The organism is Streptomyces sp. NPDC004658, assembly GCF_040609555.1.
Taxonomy (GTDB): domain Bacteria; phylum Actinomycetota; class Actinomycetes; order Streptomycetales; family Streptomycetaceae; genus Streptomyces.
Map to the genome: position 1 here is coordinate 21,832 of NZ_JBEXKG010000054.1, position 24,760 is coordinate 46,591.

A 24,760-nucleotide genomic window follows, 5' to 3' on the forward strand; every position below is an offset into this window, starting at 1 on the left:
CGCCCCACGAGTCGTACGCCCTTTTTGTTCGCATTCGTAGCCCTAGTGCACGTCCGGCACGCCATTGCCGGGATCTACCACTATTGTTCTGAGTTGTGCCTCGCCCCTTGGGAGAACTCGAAGACGCGGTCATGACGCGGGTGTGGAAGTGGAACCGCCCGGTGACCGTTCGAGAAGTCCTGGAAGACCTCCAGCAGGAACGCTCGATCGCGTACACCACCGTGATGACCGTTTTGGACAATCTCCATCAGAAGGGCTGGGTGCGTCGCGAGGCCGAAGGGCGGGCCTATCGATATGAGGCCGTGTCGACACGAGCCGCGTACGCCGCCGCCCTCATGAACGACGCCTGGTCGCAGAGCGACAACCCGGCCGCCGCTCTCGTCGCCTTCTTCGGCATGATGAGCGAGGAACAGCGCCAGGCCCTCAGGGACGCCGTACGCATCGTCCAGGGGCCGGAAGAAACCCGGGAAGCCCCCGAAGCCCGCCAACAGGAACCCGCCGAAGCCCGGCAAGAGGAGAACCCCGGCGCGCCGGAGCAGACCGACGGGCGATAGCGTCCGCTCATGTCAGCAGAGCGTCCCGAAGTCTCCGCAAAAGCCATCACCGTCCGCCGGGCCCGGACCAGCGATGTCCCCGCCGTGCGCCGCCTCCTCGACGCCTACGTCCGCGACCGCATCCTGCTCGACAAAGCCACGGTCACGCTTTACGAGGACATCCAGGAGTTCTGGGTCGCGGAACGCGACGACAACGCCGAGGTGGTCGGCTGCGGAGCGCTGCACGTCATGTGGGAGGACCTCGCGGAAGTCCGCACACTGGCGGTGAAGCCCGGCCTCAAGGGCGCCGGCGTCGGTCATCAGTTGCTGGAGAAGTTGCTTCAGACCGCGCGCTGGCTCGGCGTTCGCCGCGTTTTCTGCCTGACCTTCGAAGTCGACTTCTTCGGGAAGCACGGCTTCGTGGAGATCGGGGAGACGCCGGTCGACACCGATGTGTACGCGGAGCTGTTGCGTTCCTATGACGAGGGCGTCGCGGAGTTCCTCGGTCTCGAACGAGTGAAGCCGAACACCTTGGGCAACAGCCGGATGCTTCTGCATCTGTGATCGTCATTGCCCCGGTGGCCTATGTCCGAAACGCGCATGTTTCCGGGCGGGGGTGGCCCACTGAGTCACTCCCGAGGGTTTGTGTTTTTCCGGCAAAAGCGGTTTGCTTTCCGACGTACTGCAGTACTGCATATAACAGGGGCGGCGAAACGGCGGACGCCGCACACCCCTGGCCCTCAACGTTATCGATGAAAGGAAAAGCGGTGGCACAGAAGGTTCAGGTCCTTCTTGTCGACGACCTCGACGGCGGCGAGGCGGACGAGACCGTGACGTTCGCGCTGGACGGCAAGACGTACGAGATCGATCTCACGACTGCCAATGCGGACAAGCTGCGCACGCTTCTGGAGCCCTATGTGAAGGGCGGGCGTCGTACCGGCGGCCGTGCCTCCGGCGGGCGTGGAAAGGCGCGTGCCGCTTCCGGCGGCAACCAGGACACCGCGGCGATCCGCGCCTGGGCGAAGGAGAACGGTTACGAGGTCAACGACCGCGGCCGGGTTCCCGCGTCCATCCGCGAGGCCTACGAGAAGGCCAACGGCTGATCCCGCCGGCCGGCGGGACGCGCGGCGCACGCGCGCCGCAGCCGGACCCGGTGACACTGCGCTGCCACCGTGTCCACCAGTCGCACGAGATCGGGGGCGCTCCCCTCGCGCCCCACGGGGGGCGACGCCGGCATGGCCGGCATGGCGGGCAGGGAGGCCCCGGCCTCGCGTCCCGGACCGGGGGGCCGCAGCCACACAGCGGCCCCCTGCACGGACGGCTCGCTCGGGACCGCGGCCGGTCCGGACCAGGGCCGGACGGCGGCGGTGCCCGCGGGCGGCGACGGGGCCTCCATCGTGTCGCCCGCCCCGAGGACCCGCAGGTCCAGGGCCACCGTGCCCCACTCCAGCCAGGCCAGCACAGCGGGCAGCTCCTCCGCGCTGCCCACGGCCAGCAGCAGCTGCATCCGGTCGCCCCGCAGGGCCACCGGGGAGCCCGGCGCGAGATGCCGGAGCGCCTTCGCGCCCGCCTCGGCCGGCACGTCCAGCACGTCGAACCGCACCCCCGTGCGCAGCCGCAGCGGCCGGCCGGGCACGGTCGGCCAGCCCAGATCGTTCTCGTACCAGTGCCGGGCCCGGGCCTCCGGGCCGGCGCAGGGACCGGCGTCAGGGGCGCCCGGATCGACGGGCCGGCGGGGAAGGGGGACCGTGGAGGTCATGGGGACCGAGCCAACCATGCCAGGAGCAACGGCGGACCCCCCTTCGGGTTACGCTCAGTGGCCCGTCGGCTGCGCAGCGTGCCGGAAAAGGGGGCGCGTGGGGGCCCGGGGAGGCGCAAGGTTGTTCGCCCATAGCGGAGGGAACCGGTGCGCGCCGCATGGAGTGTCAGTCCCTGCGGGTAAGACATGCCTAGTGGGAGGGGGCGACACGCAGGAAAGGCCGTCTCACGTTCGCCATCGGCGTACTGGCGACTGGGGTAACTGCCTGGCCTGCGGGAACATCGTCTCGCACCATCGGGTTGGAGCAGATGTCGGCGTCACGGGTCAGGAGGCCATCGACGGTGTCGGCAGTTGGAATGAGCGGTCCCCGCTTGCGGGACTAAGCTGCGGAAGGACAGGGAGGGGAAGTTCCCCCCACTGCCTGACCGCTCTGAGGAGCGATTAACGATGTTCGAGAGGTTCACCGACCGCGCGCGGCGGGTTGTCGTCCTGGCTCAGGAAGAAGCCCGGATGCTCAACCACAACTACATCGGCACCGAGCACATCCTCCTGGGTCTCATCCACGAGGGCGAAGGTGTCGCCGCTAAGGCCCTGGAGAGCCTCGGCATTTCGCTTGAGGCGGTCCGCCAGCAGGTGGAGGAGATCATCGGTCAGGGCCAGCAGGCCCCGTCCGGGCACATCCCCTTCACCCCCCGTGCCAAGAAGGTCCTGGAGCTGTCGCTCCGCGAGGCCCTTCAGCTGGGCCACAACTACATCGGCACGGAACACATCCTGCTCGGCCTGATCCGCGAGGGCGAGGGCGTCGCCGCCCAGGTCCTGGTCAAGCTGGGCGCAGACCTCAACCGGGTGCGGCAGCAGGTCATCCAGCTGCTCTCCGGTTACCAGGGCAAGGAGACCGCCGCCGCCGGCGGCCCGGCCGAGGGCACCCCCTCGACCTCTCTGGTCCTGGACCAGTTCGGCCGGAACCTCACCCAGGCCGCTCGTGAGTCCAAGCTCGACCCGGTCATCGGGCGCGAGAAGGAGATCGAGCGGGTCATGCAGGTGCTGTCCCGCCGTACGAAGAACAACCCGGTCCTGATCGGTGAGCCCGGCGTCGGCAAGACCGCCGTCGTGGAGGGCCTCGCCCAGGCCATCGTCAAGGGCGAGGTGCCCGAGACGCTCAAGGACAAGCACCTCTACACGCTGGACCTCGGCGCCCTGGTCGCCGGCTCCCGCTACCGCGGTGACTTCGAGGAGCGCCTGAAGAAGGTGCTCAAGGAGATCCGCACCCGCGGCGACATCATCCTGTTCATCGACGAGCTGCACACGCTGGTCGGTGCGGGTGCCGCCGAGGGCGCCATCGACGCGGCCTCCATCCTGAAGCCGATGCTGGCCCGCGGTGAGCTGCAGACCATCGGTGCCACCACCCTGGACGAGTACCGCAAGCACCTGGAGAAGGACGCGGCCCTGGAGCGCCGTTTCCAGCCCATCCAGGTCGCCGAGCCGTCCCTGCCGCACACGATCGAGATCCTCAAGGGCCTGCGCGACCGGTACGAGGCGCACCACCGCGTCTCCATCACCGACGAGGCCCTGGTCCAGGCGGCCACCCTGGCCGACCGGTACATCTCGGACCGCTTCCTGCCGGACAAGGCGATCGACCTGATCGACGAGGCCGGTTCCCGGATGCGCATCCGCCGGATGACCGCTCCGCCGGACCTGCGCGAGTTCGACGAGAAGATCGCCGCCGTCCGCCGGGACAAGGAGTCCGCGATCGACTCGCAGGACTTCGAGAAGGCCGCCTCCCTGCGCGACAAGGAGAAGCAGCTCCTGGCCGCCAAGGCGAAGCGGGAGAAGGAGTGGAAGGCCGGCGACATGGACGTCGTCGCCGAGGTCGACGGCGAGCTGATCGCCGAGGTCCTCGCCACGGCCACCGGCATCCCGGTCTTCAAGCTGACCGAGGAGGAGTCCAGCCGCCTGCTCCGCATGGAGGAGGAGCTGCACAAGCGGGTCATCGGCCAGAACGACGCCGTCAAGGCGCTGTCGAAGGCGATCCGCCGTACGCGTGCGGGCCTGAAGGACCCGAAGCGTCCGGGTGGTTCGTTCATCTTCGCCGGTCCGTCCGGTGTCGGTAAGACCGAGCTGTCCAAGGCGCTCGCCGAGTTCCTCTTCGGTGACGAGGACGCGCTGATCTCCCTCGACATGTCGGAGTTCAGCGAGAAGCACACGGTGTCGCGTCTCTTCGGTTCGCCCCCCGGATACGTGGGCTACGAGGAGGGCGGCCAGCTGACGGAGAAGGTGCGCCGCAAGCCGTTCTCGGTCGTCCTCTTCGACGAGGTCGAGAAGGCCCACCCGGACATCTTCAACTCGCTGCTGCAGATCCTGGAGGACGGTCGTCTGACCGACTCCCAGGGCCGGGTCGTGGACTTCAAGAACACGGTCATCATCATGACGACCAACCTCGGCACCCGGGACATCTCCAAGGGCTTCAACCTCGGCTTCGCCGCCGCGGGTGACACGAAGACCAACTACGAGCGCATGAAGAACAAGGTGTCGGACGAGCTGAAGCAGCACTTCCGGCCCGAGTTCCTCAACCGCGTCGACGACGTGGTCGTCTTCCCGCAGCTGACGCAGGAGGACATCCTGCGGATCGTCGACCTGATGATCAGCAAGGTGGACGAGCGCCTGAAGGACCGGGACATGGGCATCGAGCTCTCCCAGTCCGCGAAGGAGCTGCTGTCCAAGAAGGGTTACGACCCGGTGCTGGGCGCCCGGCCGCTGCGCCGCACGATCCAGCGCGAGATCGAGGACACGCTCTCGGAGAAGATCCTCTTCGGCGAGCTGCGCCCCGGTCACATCGTGGTCGTGGACACCGAGGGCGAGGGCGACGCCGCCACCTTCACCTTCCGGGGTGAGGAGAAGTCGGCGCTGCCGGACGTCCCGCCGATCGAGCAGGCCGCGGGTGGGGCTGGGCCCAACCTGAGCAAGGAGTAAGCGTCAGCCTCCGGCGGTTCAGCCGGACTGAGGGGCCGGTGCCTTCGGGCACCGGCCCCTTCGGCGTTCCCGGTGTGCCGAGCTACGGCCCGTAGCGGAGACGCCGAGGCCCTGGGGGCTCCGGCCCCCTGGCCCGCCGTCAGCAGCGGGCCGGTGAGCCGCGTACCGCTTGTCCTACGACAGCTGTCCGTCGTAGTCGGGCAGTTTGAAGGTCTTCTCGGCGTGGCCGCCGGAGAGGTCCGTGGCGTTGTTGCCGATGTTCGCGATGATCGTGTAGCCGTCGTTCTCGATGTCGGCGCGCTGGGCGGTCTTGTAGGCGGCGACGTCCCTGAAGAGGTCGACCAGGCCGCGGACACGCAGACCGGAGACGTCGTAGCCGTCGTGTTCGAGGTTGTACTCGGTGGGCCAGTACAGGACGCCGGGGCGGGCGGTGACGAAGAAGAGGGAGACGCCGTGCTCCTGGGCGTAGCGGGCGACGTCCAGGACGGGGCGGTTGGCCGGCTGGGGGTAGCTGAAGCCGAAGTCGGTCTCCAGCGTCGTGTTGTCGATGTCGAAGACGATCGCCTGCTTCTCGCCGGGCCCGGCGGCGGCGATGCGGTCCTTCAGGTACGGGAGGGCCTGGTCCATGACCGCCTGGCAGTCCTTCTGCCAGGTGGCGTGGTCGACCTTGGCGGAGGAGGAGGCCGCTGCCTCGGCCGGGGCGGCTGTCGCGGCCGGAGCGGCCAGTGCGGCCAGGGCCGCCGCGGAGACGGCGGTCACGGAGATGCGGCGCGCCCAGGGGCGTCTGGTCATCAGGGGTCCTCTCGCGTCTCTGAATGTCAGGGGCATGATCTGAGGCGAGGATGGCGCGAGGGGAACCGTAGGGTTACTGGACGGTAGGTGCCTAGAGGCCTGCGTCACATTTCTGCATTCGCCGACAAGGGGTGCCGGTGATATGCGGCACAGGCGAAATGTCCGGTACTAGCAGTGATAGTGGGATGTGTCAGACGGGCAAAAGCGACTAAAAAGGGACTTTTGCCCCGCCGGTCCGTCGTGGAGAACTGCGTTGTCAGGGCCGTGCGGGCCGGGGAGCGCGGTTGTCAAGAAAGTGGGTGGCTTTAGCGGCGTCTACTACTGGATGCCGTACTTGGGGCGTTTTGGGCTTGATGGGGTGCTCGGTTACCAAGGGATGGCCGCTTCGGTGAAACGTCTCCATGGACGTCTGTACGCCGGGTGGCAGAAGAGTCCCCGAGTTCACGAGGTCCAGATGTTCCAGCGCTTCACGTCCCGTTCTTCCCGTACGTCCTCGCTCCGCGCCCGTGTGACCGTCCTGGCTGCCGGACTCGGCGCCACGGCCGTGCTGGGCACCGGGGTCGCGAGCGCCGCCACCGCGTCCGCCGGCTCCTGGGTCGACCCGGTGAAGAAGTACACGCTCTCGGCGGGCTTCGCACAGGCCGGCAACCACTGGGCGCACAAGCACAGCGGCCAGGACTTCGCCGTGCCGACCGGCACCGAGGTCGTCGCCGCGCACGGCGGCACCGTCGTCAAGGCCGGCCCCAACGGCGCCGGTGACGGCCCTGCGTACGGCAACGCCATCGTCATCAAGCACGGCAACGGCACCTACTCGCAGTACGCGCACCTGTCCCGGGTCGACGTCCGGATCGGCCAGGTCGTCCGCACCGGCCAGCACATCGCGCTGTCCGGCTCCACCGGCAACTCCACCGGTCCGCACCTGCACTTCGAGATCCGTACGACCCCGAACTACGGCTCCGGCATCGACCCGGTCACGTTCCTGCGCGCCCACGGCGTGAAGGTCTGACCCAGGGCCACTCGTTTCGGATCGTGCCGGGCTGATCCAAACGAAAAGACCCTAGTCCTTCTCGCGGGCGTGCTCGTGCGCCTGCGCGATGAGGTCCAAGGCGACTTCGAGAACGGCTTCCCGCTTCTTCTCGGAGTCGCCTTCGAGGTCCTGCATCACGAACATCCCGGCGTGCAGCGTGAACATCGCGCTGACCGAGCGGACCTGGTCGACCAGCTCCGCCTCCGGATCGATGAGGATGTCGCGCAGGCCGCGCATCCGGTCCTTGAAGGTGTCGCCGATGCGCAGTTCCCGGACCGTCGCCTGGTTCTCCTGCATGAAGCGGAACAGCGGTTCCGCGCCGGCCAGCGCCTCGCTGTAGCGGCGGACGATCTCCTGCTTGGTCTCCAGGGTGTGCGGCTGCCGCCCGCCCCACTCGATCAGGTCCTCGATCGGCTGCGTCAGATCCGCGAAGAGACTGACGATGATCTCTTCCTTGGTCTTGAAGTGGTAATACAGGGCCGCCTTCGTCACGTCGAGGCGCTCGGCGATCTCCCGCAGGGAGGTCTTCTCGTAGCCCTGCTCGGCGAAGAGTTCGAGCGCCACGTCCTGGATGCGCTGGCGGGTGTTGCCGCGGCGCTGCTGCTTGGTGCCGTCCATGGTGAGGCCCATCCTCGTACTCCTCGCGCTCCCGCGAAAACTTACTTGACGACCGGCTAGTTGCGGGTCTACCTTCCGCAGTGTAGTAACTAGCCGGGCGGCAAGTAAGTAGCTGCCGCAGGGGGAATGGGAAGACGATGGCGGACACGGTCGAAAGTGTCGTGGCGGAGGGCGGACAGCCCCAGAGTGCGGCCGAGGGCAAACAGCCCCGGAGTGTGCGGGTGGTGCTGCTCGCACTGATGATCGCGATGATGCTCGCGATGCTGGACAACATGATCGTCGGCACGGCGATGCCGACGATCGTCGGTGAACTGGGCGGCCTGGAGCACCTCTCCTGGGTGGTGACCGGGTACACCCTGGCCACCGCGGCCTCCACCCCGATCTGGGGCAAGATCGGCGACATGTACGGGCGCAAGGGCGCCTTCCTCAGCTCGATCGTGATCTTCCTTGCCGGCTCGGCGCTGAGCGGCATGGCCCAGGACATGGGCCAGCTGATCGGCTTCCGGGCCGTGCAGGGCCTGGGCGCCGGCGGCCTGATGGTCGGCGTCATGGCGATCATCGGCGACCTGATCCCGCCGCGGGAGCGGGGCAAGTACCAGGGCATGATGGCCGGCGTGATGGCGCTGGCGATGATCGGCGGTCCGCTCGTCGGCGGCACCATCACCGACAACTGGGGCTGGCGCTGGGCGTTCTACATCAACCTGCCGCTCGGCGCGGTCGCCCTCGCGCTCGTCACCGCCGTACTGCACCTGCCGAAGAAGCGGTCCAAGGCGGGCATCGACTACCTCGGCGTGCTGCTGCTGACCGTCGGTATCACCTCCATCGTGCTGGTCACCACCTGGGGCGGCACCGAGTACGCCTGGGCGTCCGCGCGGATCATGGAGCTGACCGGCATCGGCGTGGCCGCGCTGGTCGGGTTCGTGTTCTGGCAGACCAAGGCCGCCGAGCCGGTCGTGCCGCTGCACATCTTCAAGAGCCGCAACTTCACCCTGATGTCGGTCATCGGCTTCATCACCGGCTTCGTGATGTTCGGCGCCACCCTCTTCCTGCCGCTGTACCAGCAGGCCGTGCAGGGCGCCTCCGCCACCAACTCCGGACTGCTGCTCCTGCCGATGCTCGGCGCGATGCTCGTGACCTCGATGGTCGCCGGGCGGGTCACCACCAGCAGCGGCCGGTACAAGATCTTCCCGATCGTCGGCGGCGTTCTGATGACCGTCGGCCTGTACCTGCTGTCCCTGATGGACACCGAGACGACCCGTCTGACCTCCGGTGTCTACATGGCCGTGGTCGGCGCGGGCATGGGCTGCCTGATGCAGATCACCATGCTGGTCGCGCAGAACAGCGTCCAGATGAAGGACATGGGTGTGGCGTCCTCCTCGACGACCCTGTTCCGCACGCTGGGCTCCTCCTTCGGCGTGGCCATCATGGGTGCCCTGTTCAACCACCGCGTCCAGGACGTCATGGCCGAGCGGACCGGCGCGGCGGGCAAGAACATCACCGAGAAGTCGGCGCAGCTGGACGCGAAGAGCCTGGAGAAGCTCCCGGCGGTGGTCCGCGAGGCCTACCAGCACGCGGTGTCCTCGGGCACCCACGCCGCCTTCCTGCTCGGCGCGGCGGTCTCGGTGCTGGTGCTGATCGCGGCGCTGTTCGTCAAGGAGGTGCCGCTGAAGGGCGGCCCGAAGGCCGCCCCGGAGGGTGCCGAGGCGGCGCCGGTGGCCGTGGTCGAGGCCGTCTGAGTCCGCCTGAGCCCGAAGGCCCCGGTGCGTGTCCGCAGCGCCGGGGCCTTCGGCCGTCTCCGTGCCGGCCCCGATGTCAGACCCCCGTGTCACCATCGGCCCATGGACAAAATCCGCCGCCTGCGTCTGGCGAAGGACGCCATGGACCGGGACTGGGCCGACCCCGGCCTCGACCTGGACGTGGTGGCGGCGCACGCCGGGTACTCCCGGTACCACTTCCTGCGCGCCTTCAAGGAGGCGTACGGCGAGGCGCCCGGCCAGTACCTCACCCACCGGCGGATCGAGCGCGCCGAGGAGATGCTGCGCACCGTCAACCTCACGGTGACCGAGATCTGCACCCTGGTCGGCTTCAGCAGCCTCGGCACGTTCTCCGCCCGCTTCAAGGCCCGCACGGGGCTCACGCCGAGCGAGTACCGCGCGCGGCACGTCGGCCGCGGCGCCGCCCTCATACCCGGCTGCTACGCCATGCTCTGGGCCGGCGGTTTCAACACCGCAACATCGAAGAAGCGCCCCGCGCCCGGTCCTGCCTACGGTGACGAGCAGGAACAACAGCCTCGCGACAGGAGAGCGCAGCCATGATCAAGGGCCTGGCCATCAGCACCGTGTGGACCACCGACCAGCAGCGGACGAAGGCCTTCTTCACCGAGAAGCTCGGCTTCGAGGTGCGCACCGACCTCGCCCTCGGCCACATGCACTGGATCACCGTCGGCGCCAAGGACCAGCCCGACCTGGAGCTGGCCCTGATGAGCCTGGACGGCCTGGACCCGGAGTCCGCCGAGGCGATGAAGAAGCTGGTCGCCAAGGGAGTGCTGGGCGCCGGGGCGTTCCACACGGACGACTGCCGGGCCGACTACGAGACCTTCAAGGCACGGGGGGTGGAGTTCATCCAGGAGCCGAAGGAGCGGCCGTACGGCATCGAGGCGATCTTCCGCGACGACAGCGGCAACTGGTACTCGCTGACCGAGCGCAGCGAGGAGCTGGACTTCTCCAAGGACTTCGGGTGACCGCGGAGCCGGCCGTGCTGCCCGACCACACGGCGGTGCGGGTAGCCCTGTGGCGGGCGCTGCACGTCCGGGCCGATCCGCCGCCGCACGTCATCGAGGACGAGATCGGGCTGCGCCTGGCGGACCCCGGCGACGACTGGCGGTCCCGCCCCGACATGGACGAGCGGGACACCCGGCCGGTGCGGGCGTCCATCGCGGCCCGCGCCCGGTTCGTCGAGGACCTCGTCGTGGAGCAGGCCGCGCGGGGCGTCGACCAGTACGTCGTCCTCGGCGCCGGGCTGGACACGTTCGCCCAGCGCCGGCCGGAGATCGCCGCGAGGCTGCGGGTGTTCGAGGCGGACCGGCCCGGGCCGCAGGAGTGGAAGCGGCGCCGGCTCGCCGCGCTCGGCTACGAGGTGCCCGACTGGCTGCGGCTGGTGCCGGTCGACTTCGAGGCGGACTGGTGGGGGCGGCTGCTCGCGGCCGGTCTCGACCCGGGCCGCCCGGCGGTCGTCGCCTGCACCGGCGTGACCATGTACCTCACGCGGGACGCCATCACCGCGAGCTTCCGGCAGGTCGCGACGCTCGCGCCGGGCTCCACGCTCGCCACCACGTTCCTGCGGCCGGCCGAGGACGTCGAGCCGGAGCTGCGGCCCTTCCACGAGGCGGCGGAGCGGGGTGCGCGCGCCTCCGGCACCCCGTTCCTCGGTTACTTCACGCCTCAGCGGATGGTGGCCCTGACCCGCGAGGCCGGGTTCCGCGAGGCCCGCCACGTACCGGCGGAGGAACTCGCCCGCCGGTACTTCGCCGGACGGCCGGACGGGCTGCGGCCGTCGAGAGCGGAGGAACTGGTGGTGGCGAGCACCTGACCACCCGGACGCCGCGCCGGGCGGCCGGTCCTCGCCGGGCCGTCCCGGTCTTTCCGCGAGCCGGTCCGAACGACAGGTCTCAGGCGCCGCCGGACGCGGGCAGCATCGGATAGCTGCCCGTGTTGGTCGGGGCGTGCTCCGGCAGCCACAGGACGGCCACCGCACCCTCCGCGCGAACGCCGGCGGGCGCTCCCGCCGGCCGTATGTTGCGGAACGTCAGCCGGGCGCCCAGCACCCGCGCCTGGCCCGCGGCGATGGTCAGGCCGAGGCCGTGGCCCTGTCCGGCGCGGTCCTTGCTGCCGGTGCGGAACCGGCTCGGCCCCTCGGCGAGCAGCTCGTCCGGGAAGCCGGGCCCGTGGTCGCGGACCCGGATGACCCGCCCCTCCACGGTGACCTCGACCGGTGGCCGGCCGTGCCGGGCCGCGTTGGCGAGCAGGTTGAACAGCACCCGCTCCAGCCGCCGCGGGTCGGTGGTGACCTCCGACTCGTGCACCACCCGTACGGCGATGTCCGGATCCTTGGCCGCCACCCGGCGCGTGACGAACTCGCCGAGCATGATGTCCTGGAGCTCCGCCCGCTCCGAGGCCCCGTCCAGCCGGGCCACCTCCAGGACGTCCTCGACCAGGGTGCGCATGGCCTTGGCCCGGTCCAGGACCAGTTCCGTGGGCCGGCCGGGCGGCAGCAGCTCGGCGGCCGTCAGCAGCCCCGTCACCGGGGTGCGCAGCTCGTGCGCGATGTCCGCGGTCACCCGGCGCTCGGCCTCCAGACGCTGCCGCAGCGCGTCCGCCATGGCGTCCACCGCGCGCGCGAGTTCGTCGGTCTCGTCCCGTACGACCCCGCCGATGGCCTCCTGCACCCGGACGTCGGTCTCGCCGGCCGCGGCCTGGTTCGCGGCGGCCGCCGCCTTGCGCAGCCGGCGGGACAGCTGCCCGCCGATCAGCACGCCCAGCGCGCTGCCGCCGAGCACGACGGCGACCGAGCCGATGATCAGGGCCTGGTCCAGGTCCTGCAGCATGTCGGTGCTGCGGTTGGGCAGATGGCTGTGCAGGGACAGCACATGCCCGTCCTTCACCGGCACGGCCGCCCAGATGTCCGCCACCCCGTGGTGCTCGGAGACATCGCTCGCCCGGCGGCCCCGCTCGACCTTCTCGCGCAGCGCGGCCGGCAGTTCCGGGTCGTCGACCTTGACGTAGGGGAAGACGGGTCCCCGGTTCAGCTCGTAGTTGCGCTGGGCCATCAGGACCCGGTCGTTGGCCAGTTCGCGTGCGTTGTCCAGCATCGAGACGCGGGCCGCGTTGTGCACGACCAGGCTCAGTACGATCGCCACCAGCCCGGCCACCAGCGCGATGGCCGCGCTGACCTTCCACCTGAGGCCGGTGCGCAGGCCCGCGCGCTCCATGCGCCGGACCGGGTGCCGCAGAATCCCCCGCATGCCGCCGCTCCGCTCAGGCCTTCAGTTTGTAGCCGAAGCCGCGGACCGTCTCGATCCGGTCCTGGCCGATCTTCTGCCGCAGCCGCTGCACGTGCACGTCCACGACCCGGGTGTCGCCGCCCCAGCCGTAGTCCCACACCCGCTCCAGCAGCTTGTCGCGGGAGAGCACGGTGCCCGGCGCGGCGGAGAACTCCAGCAGCAGCCGCATCTCGGTCGGCGTCAGCGCCACCGGCTGCCCGGCCCGGCGCACCTCCATGCCGTCCGTGTCGATCTCCAGGTCCCCGAAGGCGAGCGTGCCGCCACCGGCCGTCGACGCGTCCTCCTCCGTCTGCGCGGCTCCGCCGGCGTGCCCGAAGCGGCGCAGCACGGCGCGGATCCGGGCGACCAGCACGGCACCGTCGAAGGGCTTGGTCACGTAGTCGTCGGCGCCCGCCTCCAGACCCAGGACGACGTCGATGGAGTCGGCGCGCGCCGACAGCATGATCACCGGTACGGTCGACTCGTCGCGGATCCGGCGGCACAGGCTGACGCCGTCCAGGCCCGGCACCATGACGTCCAGCAGCGCGATGTCGGGGCGGTTCGCCCGGAACGCCTCCAGGCCCGACAGCCCGTCGGGCATCGCGGTGACCGCGAAGCCGTCCCGCTCCAGGGCCAGCTGGGTGGCCTCGCGGATGACGTCGTCGTCCTCGACGAACAGGACGTGGGTCTGGTCTGCCATCCCGGTGCTCTCAGTCCTCGTGGGGTAGGTGTGGCGGTCAGGGGTGCGGGCGGGGCGGTCAGCTGTCCGGTACGGGCGTCGGCCCCCCGCCGGCGGACTTGCTGTACTCGTTGCGCGTGGGCTTGCCCTGGGCGAACCGTCCCGCCTTCCAGGTGTACGGGGTCACGATCTCACCGGACGGGCTGGAGATCGGGTCGCCCTTCTCGTAGTACTGCCGGGTCACCGACAGGACTCCCTGGTCGATCTCCGCGTAGACCGGGGACTCCTCGCTCTTGAAGACGTTCCGGAACGAGCCGCTGTCGTCCCGGTACACATACGAGCCGATGCCGACCGCGTCGGCGCAGGTCAGCACGTTGATGACGACGTCGTCCACGGGTGCTCCGGTCAGATTGCCGTAGGAGACGTCGACCGGGTACTCATCGCCGTTGCACGGTTTCAGCTCCCGCTTGACCGCCGGTGACACCTCGGGATCGCCCTTGACCAGCGCGACGGGGTCCACCCGCCGGTAGTTCTCGGACGGGCTGGGGGAGGGGGAGGCGACGGCCCCGGCCATCGCCGAGGCGTGTGCCGGGCCCTCGTCCCGCGCCCCCGTGCCCCCGCTGCCGCACGCGGCGAGGAAAAGGGCGAGGGCGGCGAGCGCGGCCCCCACCGCGATCACCGCCTGTGTACTGCGTCGGGCCCGGTCGGGCCCGGCCCCGGTCAGGCCGCGCAACGCTCCCGCTCCTCACGCTCCAGAGCGCGTGCGTCCAGATCGCGGGCCTCCAGCTCCTCACGGAGCCGGGCGAGCGCCCGGTGCAGCGTGCTCTTGACCGTACCGGCCGACATGCCGAGGGCAGCGGCCGTCTCCTCAGTGGACATCTGCTCCCAGTGTCGCAGCACCACGACACTGCGCTGCTTCGGTGCGAGCACCTTCATGACGTCCATCAGCAGAGCCCGGTCGGCGTGCTGCTCGGTGGAGTCCTCCACGCGGGCGTCCGGCAGCTGCTCGGTCGGCACCTCTTCCAGCTTGCGCGCGCGCCACCACTCGGTCCGCGTGTTGATCATGACTCGGCGCAGGTAGGCGTCGGCGAGCCGCTTGTCGGCGATGCCCTCCCAGCGGCCGTACGTCCGCACCAGCGCCGTCTGCAGCAGGTCCTGGGCGTCGACCGGGTCCGGGACCAGCCGACGGGCGCTGCGCAGCAGCGCGTCCTGCCGGCTGCGGACGTACTCCTCGAATTCGAGCACCTCGCCCTGGGCCATGATCAACCGCCTCCGTTCCCCGTTGTGCTTCCGGCTCTTGCCCGAAGTCCCGCTCTCCCCGAGCCCGGTGGTCCGCCGGGCACGCAGAAGAAGCTACGGAGTGGTTGTCACGAGGCTGTGCGGACCAGCCTGCGGCTGGCAATCGGCTATCCGTCGGTTGTGTAACGGACAGGGGAACGGGGTAGAGCGAGCGAGGTATTTGCGCCATTATGGGGCGATTTGCCCCCCGGTCCGTCCGTCGTCTCGGTAACGGACACCCGGTGACTGTGACTTGGCTGTGCGTCAGCCGAGCGGCAGCCGGTAGAGGCCACCCGGAAGCGGCTCCACCAGACCGTCCGCGACCAGCCCGTCGAGCGCGCGCGCCCGCTGCACCGGCTCGTGCCACACCCGGTCCAGCACCGCCTGCGGCACCGGCGCGTGCGCCTCGCGCAGCACGGCCAGCAGCTTGCCGCGCACCTGCCGGTCCGTACCGGCGTACGTCTGCCCGCGGCGCGGCGGCCCCGCGTGCTCCGGCTTGCCCGCGAGCAGCCAGGCGCACTGCGCGGCGATCGGGCACCGCGGGCACCCCTCGTTCTTCGCCGTGCACACCAGCGCGCCCAGCTCCATGGAGGCGGCGGCCCAGCGCGCGGCGGTCCGCTCGTCCTCCGGCAGCAGCTCCCGCGCCAGGCGCCGCTCGGCGGCCGTGGTCGCGTTCGGCGGGTACTGCACCCCGGTCACCGCCCGCGCGAGCACCCGGCGCACATTGGTGTCCAGCACCGCGTGCCGCTGCCCGTACGCGAACGAGGCCACCGCGGCGGCCGTGTACTCACCGATGCCGGGCAGCGCGAGCAGCTGGGCGTGATCCGTCGGCACGTCGCCGCCGTGCCGTTCCGTTATGGCGACCGCGGCACCGTGCAGCCGCAGGGCGCGGCGCGGGTAGCCGAGCCGGCCCCAGGCGCGCACCGCCTCACCGGGCGCCTCCTTCGCCAGGTCGGCCGGACGCGGCCAGCGGGCCAGCCACTCCTCGTAGACGGGCAGCACCCGGCTCACCGGGGTCTGCTGGAGCATGAACTCGCTGACCATCACGCCCCACGGACCCGCCTCCGGGCGGCGCCAGGGGAGGTCGCGGGCGTGGGCGTCGAACCAGGCGATCACGGGGGCGTGCAGCTTCTCAGTCATGGCCCTTCCGATCCTGCCACGGGTTGGCGGGCCCGATGGGTGACGGCGCCGTCACTCAGCGTGGCGGAACATGAAGAACCGTGCCGTCCGCGGTAGTTACCGGGATGATGATCCGGAAAAGTTGGCGCCGGCGCGGCGGGTGGCGCAAGCAAGCGCGGCGATCTCTCGTACAGTTTGCGCCGTGGGATCTCTGCGCAATCCGGTCGGGCCGCTTCCCTCCTCCATCTACTGGCGTCGGAGGGCCGTACTGCTGTCCGTCGTCGCCCTGTTGGCGCTGGTGATCACGTGGATCGTCACCGCCGGCGGCGGGGGCGGCAGGAAGAGCGCGGACGGGTCCAACGGCAAGAATCCCACGCACACCATCACGCCCGGACCGAGCGAGTCCGGTTCCGCCATCACCCAACACCCCGGTGGACGCGACGAGTCGGGCGGCGGGGACTCCAGCGGCAGCGGCTCCGGTTCTGGTTCCGGCTCCGGTTCCGCTTCCGGCGGCAACGGGGGAGACGGCGGGGACGGCGGTTCGGCCGGCGGCTCCTCGGGCAGCGGTGGCGGCTCGGGTGCGGCGTCCGGCGGCGGCGCCGTCGGTACGGGCGACGCGCTTCCGGCGTCCTCCACGCTGCCCGACTGCACGGCCGGAGCGGTGGCGTTGAGCCTGCGCAGTGTGCACAACTCCTACTCGCCGGACCAGACACCGACCTTCGAACTCACCGCCAAGAACAGCTCGTCGGCCGACTGCAAGGTCGATCTGGGCCCGAAGAACGCGGTGTTGACGGTCACACCGGCGGACGGCGACGACACGTTCTGGTCCTCGGCCGACTGCCCCAAGGGCGCCGGCAGCCTGGTGTTCCGGGTGCCCGCCGGCCAGAGCATCACCTACACCGTGAAGTGGGACCGCACACCGAGCGCGGCCCACTGCGCGACGCCCTCCGGGGGTTCGGCGAAGCCGGGCACGTACCTGCTGGAGGCCAGGACCCCGGGGTTCGGAAAGGCCCAGGCGTCGTTCGTGCTGTCGGCGGACTGAGGACGGGTGTCTCGTCGGGCGAACGCCCCCCACGCGGTCGCCCTACGGCATCCGGCACCGGGCTGGTAGGCGCCCGGCCCCGGAATCAGACGTAGCGCTCCAGGATCGACGACTCAGCCAGCCGCGACAGACCCTCCCGCACGCTCCGCGCGCGGGCCTCGCCGACCCCGTCCACGGTCTGCAGGTCGTCGACGCTCGCGGCGAGCAGCTTCTGCAGGCCCCCGAAATGCTCCACGAGCCGGTCGATGATGGCGCCCGGCAGCCGCGGCACCTTGGCCAGCAGCCGGAACCCGCGCGGGGACACCGCCGAGTCGAGCGTCTCGGGAGAGCCCGTGTAGCCCAGCGCCCGCGCCACCGTGCCGAGTTCGAGCAGCTCCGCGTGGGTCAGCGCGTCCAGCTCGGCCAGCGCCTCGTCGACCGTGCGGGACCGCTTCGCCGTCGGCTCGGGGACGTAGTCGCGGACGACCAGCTCGCGGTCGGGCTCGACCCCGGCGATCAACTCCTCGAGCTGAAGGGCGAGGAGACGGCCGTCCGTGCCCAGCTCTACCACGTACTCGGCGATCTCGGTGGCGATACGGCGGACCATCTCCAGCCGCTGCGCGACCGCCGACACGTCCCGGACCGTGACCAGGTCCTCGATCTCCAGCGCCGACAGCGTGCCCGCGACCTCGTCCAGCCGGAGCTTGTACCGCTCCAGGGTCGCCAGCGCCTGGTTCGCGCGGGACAGGATCGCCGCCGAGTCCTCCAGGACGCGCCGCTGGCCGTCCACGTAGAGGGCGATCAGCCGCATCGACTGGGAGACGGAGACCACGGGGAAGCCGACCTGCTTGCTCACGCGGTCCGCCGTGCGGTGCCGCGTGCCCGTCTCCTCGGTCGGGATCGTCGGGTCCGGGACCAGCTGGACGCCGGCGCGCAGGATCTTCGACAGGTCCGACGACAGCACGATGCCGCCGTCCAGCTTGCACAGCTCCCGCAGCCGGGTCGCGGTGAACTCGACGTCCAGCACGAAGCCGCCCGTGCACATCGCCTCGACCGTCTTGTCGGAGCCGAGGACGATCAGCCCGCCGGTGTTGCCGCGCAGGACCCGCTCCAGGCCGTCACGCAAGGCCGTACCGGGTGCCACGGCACTCAGCGAGGCGCGCATCAGGCCATCGGAACCGGCACTCCCACCGGACTTTCCGGGAGCTGCTGCCCGGTCGTTGGCTGCCACTGCACTCCTCCGGTCGCAGGTTCTGACGCGCTCCCGCAGCCGCACTCGGTTCGTACGGACGGGCGAGACCTGGGCAAAGTCTACCGGCGGTCCTCCGCCTCCCGTGGGGCCTCTCGGCGACGGGAGCGCGGCAGGACCCGGAGCGCGTCGCCCATGTCGGCGACTTCCAGGACCTTCATGCCGGGCGGCACCTTTCCCGGATCGGTCGGTACGAGCGCGTGCGTGAAGCCCAGCCGGTGCGCCTCGGCGAGCCTGCGCTGCACGCCCGTGACCCGTCTGACCTCGCCCGCGAGCCCCACCTCGCCGATCGCCACCAGGTTCTTCGGCAGCGGGGTGTCGCTGGCGGCGGAGGCCAGGGCGAGCGCGATGGCGAGGTCGGCGGCGGGCTCCGACAGCTTCACGCCGCCGACCGTCGCCGAGTAGATGTCCCGCTTGCCGAGCGCGCTGATCCGGCCGCGCTGCTCCAGGACGGCCAGCATCATGGACACGCGCGAGGTCTCCAGGCCGGACGTCGTGCGGCGCGGGGAGGGGATCTGCGAGTCGACGGTCAGCGCCTGCACCTCGGCCACCAGCGGACGGCGGCCCTCCAGGGTGACGGTCAGGCAGGTGCCCGGGACCGGCTCGGCCCGGCGGGTCAGGAACAGGCCGCTGGGGTCGGCGAGGCCCGTGATGCCCTCGTCGTGCAGTTCGAAGCAGCCGACCTCGTCCGTCGCCCCGTAGCGGTTCTTCACGCCCCGGACCAGGCGCAGGCGCGCGTGCCGGTCGCCCTCGAAGTGCAGCACCACGTCCACCAGGTGCTCCAGCAGGCGGGGGCCGGCGATGGCGCCGTCCTTCGTGACGTGGCCCACGAGCAGCGTGGACATGCCCCGTTCTTTGGACGCCCGGATCAGCGCGCCCGCCACCTCGCGGACCTGGGCCATGCCGCCGGGGGCGCCCTCGATCTCCGGGGAGGCCACCGTCTGCACCGAGTCCAGGATCAGCAGGGAGGGCTTGACCTCGTCCAGGTGGCCGAGGACGGCGGACAGGTCGGTCTCGGCGGCCAGGTAGAGGTGGTCGTGGAGCGCGCCGATGCGGTCGGCGCGCAGCCGCACCTGGCTCGCCGACTCCTCGCCGGTCACGTAGAGGGTGGGGTGCTCGGCGCCGGCCGCCTTGGCGGCCACGTCCAGCAGCAGGGTGGACTTGCCGACACCGGGTTCGCCCGCGAGCAGGACGACCGCCCCCGGCACCAGGCCGCCGCCGAGCACCCGGTCCAGCTCCGGCACGCCGGTCGAGCGGGCGGTGGCCTGCCGGCCGTCGACCTGGCCGATGGGCAGCGCGGAAGTGGTCACCCGGCCCGGTGTGGTGGTCCGCACCGCGGGCGCGCCGTACTCCTCGACCGTGCCCCAGGCCTGGCACTCCGGGCAGCGGCCGAGCCACTTGGCCGTCTGCCAGCCGCACTCGGTGCAGCGGTAGGACGGGCGGTCCTTGGTCGTCTTGGTACGGGCAGCCATGCGGAAACCGTAGCCCGGGGCACTGACAACCGGGTCGGCGGTCGGGGGTGAAGGAGGGTGAAGGCGGGTGAAGGAGGGCGAAGAAGGGTGAAGTAGAGAGGGGAGCACGTGTGGGTGAACCCTTCTCGGCCACCGACCACCGGGATCCAGCCGCGGAATAAAGGGTTCCTGTCCCCTTATGAGGGATCGTTTCACCCGTACGGATTAAAAGTGCTCAAGGTGCCGGAAGGGGCACTCCGCCGCCGCCTACGGTCGCACGGGTGATGAGCAGCAGTCCGGAGACGACCACCCGCACGACAGGCGCGCACCGGGCGCATCGCGGGGCACGTGAGCCCCGTGACGCACGACGCGAAGCGCGCGAGAACCGTGAGGAGAAGGAAGCGCGCGACCGCGCCGCCGCGCGCACCGTCGCCCAGCGCACGCCGGCGCGCTACGAGCCGTACCTGGACGGCCTGTTCACCTACTGCCTGTCCGTCCTGTGCGACCACGACACGGCCACCGCCGCCCTCGGCGACGTGCTCGCCCTGGCCGAACGGCGCGGCCACCGCGCCCCCGGGGCCCCCGGCGACCGCAGGGCCTGGCTGTACGCCCTGGCCCGCTGGGCCTGCCTGCGCAAGCTGGCCGAGGCCAAGCAGAAACGTCAGGCCACGCACGCGGCGGGGCGTGGCGGGGCGGTGCGTGGTGGAGCGGGGGGCGCCGGGAAAGGGGCGGACGGGGGCGGCCGGAGGGCGTCCGGAGCCGCCGGGAACGGAAGCCCAAGGGGCGGCGCCGGGCCGACCGGCACCGCCTGGGACGCCGGGGCCCCGGGAACGCCGGGCGCCGCCGGGACGTCCTGGGCGCCCGGCTCCGCGGCCGGCGGGAGCGCGGGGACCGAGGGGCCTTCCTGGGCCGGTGTGTCCGCCGGGTCGGCACAGGCCGCCGGGGCCGCCGGATCCGTCCGGCCCGCCGGCGAGGAGCCGCCCGCGTCAGCCGCCCTCCCCGCGGAGGTCCAGGAGCAGCGGCGCCGGGAACTCGCGCTGCTGGCCTGGCCGGAGGCCGCCGGCACCACGCCCGAGCAGCGTGAGGCCCTGGAACTCGCCGTCCGGCACCACCTCGCCACCCACGAGGTCGCCGCCGTCCTCGGCATGGAGCCCGCCGCCGCCCGGGAGCTGCTCGCCTCCGCCGCCTGCGAGGTCGAGCGCACGCGCGCGGCCCTCGCCGTGGTCGAGACGGGCGGCTGTCCGAGCGTGGCCCACCTCACCGGCGACAACCGGCTGGTCCTCAGCACGGCCCTGCGCCGCGAGCTGGTCCGGCACGTCGACGACTGTCCGCGCTGCCGCCGCACCGCCGAGCGCGCGGTCCCCGGCCACTGGCCCGGCGCCACGGTCACCCCGGCCGAGCTGCCCGTCCTGGAAGCCCCACGCGCGGCCCTGGCACGCCACCCGCGCGCGCGGGGCGCGGCCGTACCGCGCTTCGACCGGCGAGGCTTCCCGATGGACCCCAAGGACCGCGCGGCCCGCCGCGACCGCATCCGCGCGCGGGCGGTCACGACGACCGTCGTCGCCACGGTGGTCGCCGCGCCGGTGCTCGCCCTCTGGGCCGCCTACCGGGGCGGTCCGGCCGGGGAGGACGACGGGCGCTCGGCGACCGCGCGGGAGGCGCAGGGTCCCGAGGCGCTCGGCGGCGACACCTCCGGCGGATACGAGAACGCGGGGAACGCCAGCGTGAAGCCGGGCGTCCGCCTGGGCAAGGACGGCAAGGCCGACGTCTCGGTGGAGGTCGTCAGCGTCGGCGGCAAGGGCCGCAAGGGCGCGGGACAGCTCGAAGTCAGCGCCGCCAACGACGGCGACACGACCCTGATCACCCTCACGGCGTCCGGCGCGTCCGCGGTCCGCTGGTCGGTGTCCACGTCGGCCGGCTGGCTCTACTTCAGCCGGTCCTCCGGAACGCTGGAGCCCGGCCGGACGTTGACGGTCAAGGTGTACGTCGACCATCTGCGCGAGCCGTCCGGCCACTGGCACGCGCAGGTGGCGGTGGCGCCGGCGGGCGCGGTCGTCACGATCGACGGCTACGGCACGGCACCGAGCCGCCCGACCCCGCCCCCCACCTCGCCGACACCCCCGCCGCCCCCGCCGAGCACACCGCCCACCGAGCCCCCCGCCACGCAGTCCCCACCGCCGACGGACCCGACGCAGACCCCGACCACGCCGCCCCCCTCCGACTCCCCGACCCCGACGCCCACGCCGACCGATACCGAGACTCCGACCCCGACGGACAGCTAGGCAGGAGCCGGGAAGACGGAGCCTTTCAGCCGAGCGAGTCGGGTGGGTGGTGGGTGGGAGAGGGCGTTACGAAACTTCCGGGTCGGCCGGGTGGGGTGCCAGCAGGGGCAACTGCGAGGCCAGCCGCGCTTCGCACAGCTCGACCAGACGGTCGTACCCCGCCTTGCCCATCAGCTCCGTCAGCTCGGCCCGGTAGGACACGTACACGGGCTCGCCCGCGCCGTGGGCCGACGTCGCCGAGGTGCACCACCAGTGCAGGTCGTGCCCGCCCGGCCCCCAGCCCCGGCGGTCGTACTCCCCGATGGACACCTGGAGCACCCGCGTGTCGTCCGGCCGGTCGATCCAGTCGTACGTCCGCCGGATCGGCAGCTGCCAGCACACGTCCGGCTTGGTCTCCAGCGGCTCCCGCCCCTCCTTCAGCGCCAGGATGTGCAGCGAGCAGCCGGCCCCGCCCGGGAACCCCGGACGGTTCTGGAAGATGCACGACCCCTGGAAGGGCCGCGTCTGCCGGGAACCCTCCTCGTCCTCGGAGACCCACCCGCCCCGCGTGCCCTCGTCATGGTGCTGCCAGATCTCCGGCGTGAGCCGCGCCACGTGCTCGGCGACCCGCTTCTCGTCGTCCTCGTCGGAGAAGTGCGCCCCCAGCGTGCAGCACCCGTCGTCCGCACGGCCCGCCTGAATGCCCTGGCAGCCACTGCCGAAGATGCAGTTCCAGCGAGAGGTCAGCCATGTCAGATCGCAGTGGAAGACCTGCTCCTCGTCCGCGGGATCGGGAAACTCCACCCAGGCGCGGGCGAAGTCGAGCCCCTTCTCGTCGCCCATCGTCGCCTCCCTGGAGGTTTTGGCGGCCTTACGATCTTTGTCAGTCTTGTCGGCTTTGTCAGCTTTGTTGACCTTCGCCTTTTTCGTCTTTGGCACCCGTCCAGGGTAAGTGGCCAGGCGCCGCATCGGGGACCGAGGACGGACGTTCTGGCAGTAGCGTTCCGTACATGAGACTCGGTGTCCTGGACGTGGGTTCGAACACGGTGCATCTGCTGGTGGTGGACGCCCACCCCGGAGCGCGCCCGCTGCCCGCGCATTCCCACAAGGCCGAACTCCGGCTGGCCCAGCTCCTCGACGACAGCGGTGCCATCGGCGACGAAGGCATCGACCGGCTGATCGCCGTCGTCCGGGACGCCCTCCAGGCCGCCGAGGACAAGGGCGTCGAGGACCTGCTGCCGTTCGCGACCTCCGCCGTCCGCGAGGCCACCAACGCCGACGACGTCCTCGCGCGCGTGGCCGACGAGACCGGCGTACGCCTCCAGGTCCTCGCCGGCGCGGAGGAGGCCCGGCTCACCTTCCTCGCCGTACGCCGGTGGTTCGGCTGGTCCGCCGGGAAACTGCTGGTCCTGGACATCGGCGGGGGCTCCCTGGAGATCGCCTTCGGCATAGACGAGGAACCGGACGCGGCCGTCTCCCTCCCGCTCGGCGCCGGCCGCCTCACCGCCGGCTGGCTGCCCGGCGATCCGCCCGCCCCGGAGGACGTCCGCGCGCTGCGCCGCCACGTCCGCACGGAGATCGCCCGCACGGTCGGCGAATTCAGCCGCTTCGGCGCCCCCGACCACGTGGTCGCCACCTCCAAGACCTTCAAACAGCTCGCCCGCATCGCCGGAGCCGCCCGCAGTGCCGAGGGCCTCTACGTCCAGCGGGAACTCAAGCGCGAGTCCCTGGAGGCATGGGTCCCGCGCCTGGCCGGCATGACGGTGGAACAGCGTGCCGAACTGCCCGGCGTCTCGGACGGCAGGGCCGGCCAGCTCCTCGCCGGCGCCCTGGTCGCCGAGGGCGCGATGGACCTCTTCGGCGTGGAAAGCCTGGAGATCTGCCCCTGGGCCCTGAGGGAAGGCGTGATCCTGCGGCGCCTCGACCACATGGGTTCCGCGTGAGCGCCCCGAAGGGGCGCGGGGAACCGCACGACAAGCCGCAAACGACCCGCAGCCGCACAAATGGCATACCTCACAACGGCGAATAGGCACCCGACACCCGAGCCCCCCGGCGCCGTAAGGTGACGGACGTGGCTGAACCAAGGGACGCAGACGTGCGCATCGCGCTCTCGACCGCCTCCGTCTACCCCGAGTCGACCGCGACGGCCTTCGAGATCGCCGCGCGCCTCGGCTACGACGGCGTCGAGGTCATGGTGTGGACCGACCCGGTCAGCCAGGACATCGAGGCCCTGCGTCGCCTGTCCGACTACCACGGCATCCCGATCCTGGCCGTCCACGCCCCCTGCCTGCTGATCACCCAGCGGGTCTGGTCCACCGACCCCTGGGTCAAGCTCCAGCGGGCCCGCGCGGCGGCGGAGAAGCTGGACGCCTCCACCGTCGTCGTCCACCCGCCGTTCCGCTGGCAGCGGCAGTACGCCCGGGAGTTCGTCGACGGGATCTGGCGGATGGCGAACGAGACGGACGTGCGGTTCGCCGTCGAGAACATGTACCCCTGGCGCTACCGCGACCGCGAGATGCTCGCCTACGCCCCCGACTGGGACGTCACCAACGACGACTACCGGCACTTCACGATCGATCTGAGCCACACGGCGACGGCCCGCACCGACGCCCTCGGCATGATCGACCGCATGGGGGACCGCCTCGGACACGTCCACCTCGCCGACGGCCGGGGCTCCGCCAAGGACGAGCACCTGGTCCCCGGCCGGGGCACCCAGCCGTGCGCCGAGCTGCTGGAACGCCTGGTGCACACCGGCTTCGACGGGCATGTCGTGATCGAGGTCAACACCCGGCGGGCGATGTCCGGCGCCGAGCGCGAGGCCGACCTCGCCGAGGCCCTGGAGTTCACGCGCAAGCACCTGGCCGCGGCGGCGGCCGGCACGACGGGCAGGGCCAAGATCGTGCCCCTGACCCACGCCAACGTGGCCGCGTCCCTGCACGGCATCATGACGACGTACGAACTCGGC

General features: G+C 71.2%; 24 protein-coding genes. 13 read left to right on the top strand and 11 right to left on the bottom strand.

Features of this window, described 5'->3' with window-relative positions; genetic code table 11:
- Nucleotides 1–95: 95 nt before the first annotated feature.
- The 3 genes from ABZV94_RS20050 (at nucleotide 96) to ABZV94_RS20060 (ending at nucleotide 1,636) form a co-directional block, all read left to right on the top strand.
- Nucleotides 96–554: a BlaI/MecI/CopY family transcriptional regulator gene (locus ABZV94_RS20050; protein WP_356341885.1), complete on the top strand. Its 459-nt coding sequence runs from the start codon at nucleotides 96–98 to the stop codon at nucleotides 552–554.
- A gap of 9 nt (nucleotides 555–563) precedes the next feature.
- The gene (locus tag ABZV94_RS20055; RefSeq protein ID WP_030651520.1) at nucleotides 564–1,097 is read left to right on the top strand and encodes an amino-acid N-acetyltransferase; all 534 of its coding nucleotides are present in this window, start codon (nucleotides 564–566) and stop codon (nucleotides 1,095–1,097) included.
- Nucleotides 1,098–1,300: 203 nt separating this feature from the next.
- Nucleotides 1,301–1,636 carry an Lsr2 family protein gene (locus tag ABZV94_RS20060; protein WP_030651523.1) on the top strand — a complete coding sequence of 112 codons (336 nt, stop codon included), beginning with the start codon at nucleotides 1,301–1,303 and terminating at the stop codon, nucleotides 1,634–1,636.
- Here the strand turns inward: ABZV94_RS20060 and ABZV94_RS20065 are convergent.
- On the bottom strand, nucleotides 1,615–2,292 hold the full coding sequence (locus ABZV94_RS20065) for an SCO3374 family protein (RefSeq protein WP_356341889.1): 678 nt from the start codon (nucleotides 2,290–2,292) through the stop codon (nucleotides 1,615–1,617). The two genes, ABZV94_RS20060 and ABZV94_RS20065, sit on opposite strands and share 22 nt — an antisense overlap.
- Before the next feature lie 447 nt (nucleotides 2,293–2,739).
- On the opposite strand from ABZV94_RS20065, the gene ABZV94_RS20070 reads away from it, so the two are divergent.
- Complete coding sequence (locus tag ABZV94_RS20070; protein ID WP_014674145.1) at nucleotides 2,740–5,262, top strand: ATP-dependent Clp protease ATP-binding subunit; 2,523 nt, start codon at nucleotides 2,740–2,742, stop codon at nucleotides 5,260–5,262.
- 174 nt (nucleotides 5,263–5,436) lie between these two features.
- On the opposite strand, the gene ABZV94_RS20075 is transcribed toward ABZV94_RS20070, so the two are convergent.
- On the bottom strand, nucleotides 5,437–6,054 hold the full coding sequence (locus tag ABZV94_RS20075) for an HAD family acid phosphatase (protein ID WP_356341891.1): 618 nt from the start codon (nucleotides 6,052–6,054) through the stop codon (nucleotides 5,437–5,439).
- A 454-nt stretch (nucleotides 6,055–6,508) separates the two neighbouring features.
- Here ABZV94_RS20075 and ABZV94_RS20080 point away from each other — a divergent pair, with 454 nt between their 5' ends.
- The gene (locus ABZV94_RS20080; RefSeq protein WP_356341893.1) at nucleotides 6,509–7,060 is read left to right on the top strand and encodes a M23 family metallopeptidase; all 552 of its coding nucleotides are present in this window, start codon (nucleotides 6,509–6,511) and stop codon (nucleotides 7,058–7,060) included.
- 51 nt (nucleotides 7,061–7,111) lie between these two features.
- On the opposite strand, the gene ABZV94_RS20085 is transcribed toward ABZV94_RS20080, so the two are convergent.
- Complete coding sequence (locus ABZV94_RS20085; RefSeq protein ID WP_356341895.1) at nucleotides 7,112–7,711, bottom strand: helix-turn-helix domain-containing protein; 600 nt, start codon at nucleotides 7,709–7,711, stop codon at nucleotides 7,112–7,114.
- A 125-nt stretch (nucleotides 7,712–7,836) separates the two neighbouring features.
- Between ABZV94_RS20085 and ABZV94_RS20090 the strand changes: the two genes are divergently transcribed.
- The 4 genes from ABZV94_RS20090 to ABZV94_RS20105 all read left to right on the top strand — a co-directional run bounded on the left by ABZV94_RS20090 (nucleotide 7,837) and on the right by ABZV94_RS20105 (nucleotide 11,287).
- Nucleotides 7,837–9,435 (top strand): MDR family MFS transporter, encoded by a 1,599-nt coding sequence (locus ABZV94_RS20090; protein ID WP_356341897.1) that lies wholly within the window; start codon nucleotides 7,837–7,839, stop codon nucleotides 9,433–9,435.
- Between the two features lie 102 nt (nucleotides 9,436–9,537).
- Nucleotides 9,538–10,014: a helix-turn-helix transcriptional regulator gene (locus tag ABZV94_RS20095; RefSeq protein ID WP_356341899.1), complete on the top strand. Its 477-nt coding sequence runs from the start codon at nucleotides 9,538–9,540 to the stop codon at nucleotides 10,012–10,014.
- Entirely contained in the window at nucleotides 10,011–10,439 is a 429-nt protein-coding gene (locus ABZV94_RS20100; protein WP_356341901.1) for a VOC family protein, read from the top strand. Before ABZV94_RS20095 ends, ABZV94_RS20100 begins: the two co-directional genes overlap by 4 nt.
- Entirely contained in the window at nucleotides 10,436–11,287 is an 852-nt protein-coding gene (locus tag ABZV94_RS20105; RefSeq protein ID WP_356341904.1) for a class I SAM-dependent methyltransferase, read from the top strand. The genes ABZV94_RS20100 and ABZV94_RS20105 overlap by 4 nt, the downstream gene beginning before the upstream one ends.
- Before the next feature lie 79 nt (nucleotides 11,288–11,366).
- On the opposite strand, the gene cseC is transcribed toward ABZV94_RS20105, so the two are convergent.
- The 5 genes from cseC to ABZV94_RS20130 form a co-directional block, all read right to left on the bottom strand.
- A complete protein-coding gene (cseC, locus tag ABZV94_RS20110; RefSeq protein WP_356341907.1) occupies nucleotides 11,367–12,719 on the bottom strand; it encodes a two-component system sensor histidine kinase CseC in 1,353 nt (450 codons plus the stop codon).
- Nucleotides 12,720–12,732: 13 nt separating this feature from the next.
- Complete coding sequence (cseB, locus tag ABZV94_RS20115) at nucleotides 12,733–13,437, bottom strand: two-component system response regulator CseB (RefSeq protein WP_356341910.1); 705 nt, start codon at nucleotides 13,435–13,437, stop codon at nucleotides 12,733–12,735.
- Between the two features lie 58 nt (nucleotides 13,438–13,495).
- Nucleotides 13,496–14,149 carry a hypothetical protein gene (locus ABZV94_RS20120; protein ID WP_356341913.1) on the bottom strand — a complete coding sequence of 218 codons (654 nt, stop codon included), beginning with the start codon at nucleotides 14,147–14,149 and terminating at the stop codon, nucleotides 13,496–13,498.
- A complete protein-coding gene (locus tag ABZV94_RS20125; protein WP_356341915.1) occupies nucleotides 14,137–14,676 on the bottom strand; it encodes a SigE family RNA polymerase sigma factor in 540 nt (179 codons plus the stop codon). The genes ABZV94_RS20120 and ABZV94_RS20125 overlap by 13 nt, the downstream gene beginning before the upstream one ends.
- 282 nt (nucleotides 14,677–14,958) lie before the next feature.
- Complete coding sequence (locus ABZV94_RS20130; RefSeq protein ID WP_356341918.1) at nucleotides 14,959–15,834, bottom strand: A/G-specific adenine glycosylase; 876 nt, start codon at nucleotides 15,832–15,834, stop codon at nucleotides 14,959–14,961.
- Between the two features lie 181 nt (nucleotides 15,835–16,015).
- Here ABZV94_RS20130 and ABZV94_RS20135 point away from each other — a divergent pair, with 181 nt between their 5' ends.
- Entirely contained in the window at nucleotides 16,016–16,855 is an 840-nt protein-coding gene (locus tag ABZV94_RS20135) for a hypothetical protein (RefSeq protein ID WP_356341920.1), read from the top strand.
- 85 nt (nucleotides 16,856–16,940) lie between these two features.
- Here ABZV94_RS20135 and disA read toward each other — a convergent pair whose 3' ends face one another.
- Both disA and radA read right to left on the bottom strand, forming a co-directional pair.
- Nucleotides 16,941–18,065 carry a DNA integrity scanning diadenylate cyclase DisA gene (gene disA / locus ABZV94_RS20140; RefSeq protein ID WP_059251644.1) on the bottom strand — a complete coding sequence of 375 codons (1,125 nt, stop codon included), beginning with the start codon at nucleotides 18,063–18,065 and terminating at the stop codon, nucleotides 16,941–16,943.
- An 80-nt stretch (nucleotides 18,066–18,145) separates the two neighbouring features.
- The gene (radA, locus tag ABZV94_RS20145) at nucleotides 18,146–19,555 is read right to left on the bottom strand and encodes a DNA repair protein RadA (RefSeq protein WP_356341923.1); all 1,410 of its coding nucleotides are present in this window, start codon (nucleotides 19,553–19,555) and stop codon (nucleotides 18,146–18,148) included.
- Nucleotides 19,556–19,818: 263 nt separating this feature from the next.
- On the opposite strand from radA, the gene ABZV94_RS20150 reads away from it, so the two are divergent.
- The gene (locus ABZV94_RS20150; RefSeq protein WP_356341925.1) at nucleotides 19,819–21,816 is read left to right on the top strand and encodes a hypothetical protein; all 1,998 of its coding nucleotides are present in this window, start codon (nucleotides 19,819–19,821) and stop codon (nucleotides 21,814–21,816) included.
- A gap of 66 nt (nucleotides 21,817–21,882) precedes the next feature.
- On the opposite strand, the gene ABZV94_RS20155 is transcribed toward ABZV94_RS20150, so the two are convergent.
- On the bottom strand, nucleotides 21,883–22,638 hold the full coding sequence (locus ABZV94_RS20155) for a hypothetical protein (RefSeq protein ID WP_356341927.1): 756 nt from the start codon (nucleotides 22,636–22,638) through the stop codon (nucleotides 21,883–21,885).
- 167 nt (nucleotides 22,639–22,805) lie between these two features.
- On the opposite strand from ABZV94_RS20155, the gene ABZV94_RS20160 reads away from it, so the two are divergent.
- Both ABZV94_RS20160 and ABZV94_RS20165 read left to right on the top strand, forming a co-directional pair.
- Nucleotides 22,806–23,738, top strand: a complete 933-nt coding sequence (locus ABZV94_RS20160; protein ID WP_356341929.1) for a Ppx/GppA phosphatase family protein — start codon at nucleotides 22,806–22,808, stop codon at nucleotides 23,736–23,738.
- Between the two features lie 128 nt (nucleotides 23,739–23,866).
- On the top strand, nucleotides 23,867–24,760 hold an 894-nt coding region (locus ABZV94_RS20165), incomplete at its 3' end, for a TIM barrel protein (RefSeq protein ID WP_356341932.1).